This window comes from Mesorhizobium sp. M7A.F.Ca.ET.027.02.1.1 (assembly GCF_004022985.1).
Lineage (GTDB): Bacteria > Pseudomonadota > Alphaproteobacteria > Rhizobiales > Rhizobiaceae > Mesorhizobium.
On record NZ_RZOL01000825.1, the window covers coordinates 1 to 936 of the forward strand.

At 63.6% G+C, this 936-nt stretch carries 1 protein-coding gene and 1 pseudogene; both read left to right on the forward strand.

Annotated elements, in window-relative coordinates; genetic code table 11:
* Nucleotides 1-272: pseudogene (locus tag EN749_RS36435) on the forward strand (ABC transporter permease); the annotation flags it as partial.
* A gap of 3 nt (nucleotides 273-275) precedes the next feature.
* A partial coding sequence (locus EN749_RS36440) for an ABC transporter permease (protein ID WP_145991207.1) occupies nucleotides 276-936 on the forward strand: 661 nt, incomplete at its 3' end.

Genomic DNA, 936 nt, shown 5'->3' on the forward strand with positions numbered 1-936 from the left:
GTGTCTTCCTGGCCGGGCGCATCGTGTCGGGCGATCCGAATGTCGGTCTGCTTTTCGAACTCGATACCGTCACCGCCGTGGCGCTCGGAGGCACCCAGCTCTCCGGCGGCATCGGCAGCCTGCACGGCACAGTGATCGGCGCGCTGGTCATGGCGCTGCTGGCTAACGGCATGAACCTCGCCAACGTCTCGCCCTTTGTTCAGACAGCGATCAAGGGCGGCATCCTGCTGGCGGTGGTCGGGTTGCAATCCCGCAAGAAAATGGGGCTCTGAGCGATGGCCGCCGTTCTCGCAAATCCGATCGCCCGGCGTCTGCTGCGCATCCCGCCGTCCTATTTTGTCTTCATCGTGCTGCTGGCGACGCTGTGGATCGCGCGGCCGAACATGCTCAACCTCAACATCATGGGCATCTTCGTCAGGCAGATCGTGCCGCTCGGCATCCTGGTGCTGGGGCAGCTCGTCGTCATGCGGGTGAAGTCGATCGACCTCTCTGGCGGCGGCATCATCCTGCTCATCAACTATTTCATCTCGTCGGGCACTTTCCCCGGCGCGTCGATGCCTTTCTTCGTCGTGCTGGCGCTCGCCACCGGCCTCGTCATCGGCCTGTTCAACGGCTTCATGATCGGCAACCGGCGGGTGTCGGCGGTCATCGTCACGCTGGCGGTCAGCATCATCCTGGTCGGGCTGGTGCAGTTCCTGTCGAGCGGCAATCCGCCCGGCGATGTGCCGAAGCTGTTCAACGACCTATACAACACGAAATTCCTGTCGGTTCCGACGCCGGTGCTGTTCTGGGTCCTGCTGACCGCTTCGGTGTGGCTGCTTCTGTCGCGGACCATCTTTGGCCGCTACGTCGCTTCGGTCGGGGAGAATGCCGAAGCCGCGCATTTTTCCGGCGTGCCGGTCCAGCGCACGGTCATCCTGGCGCATACGCTCGCCG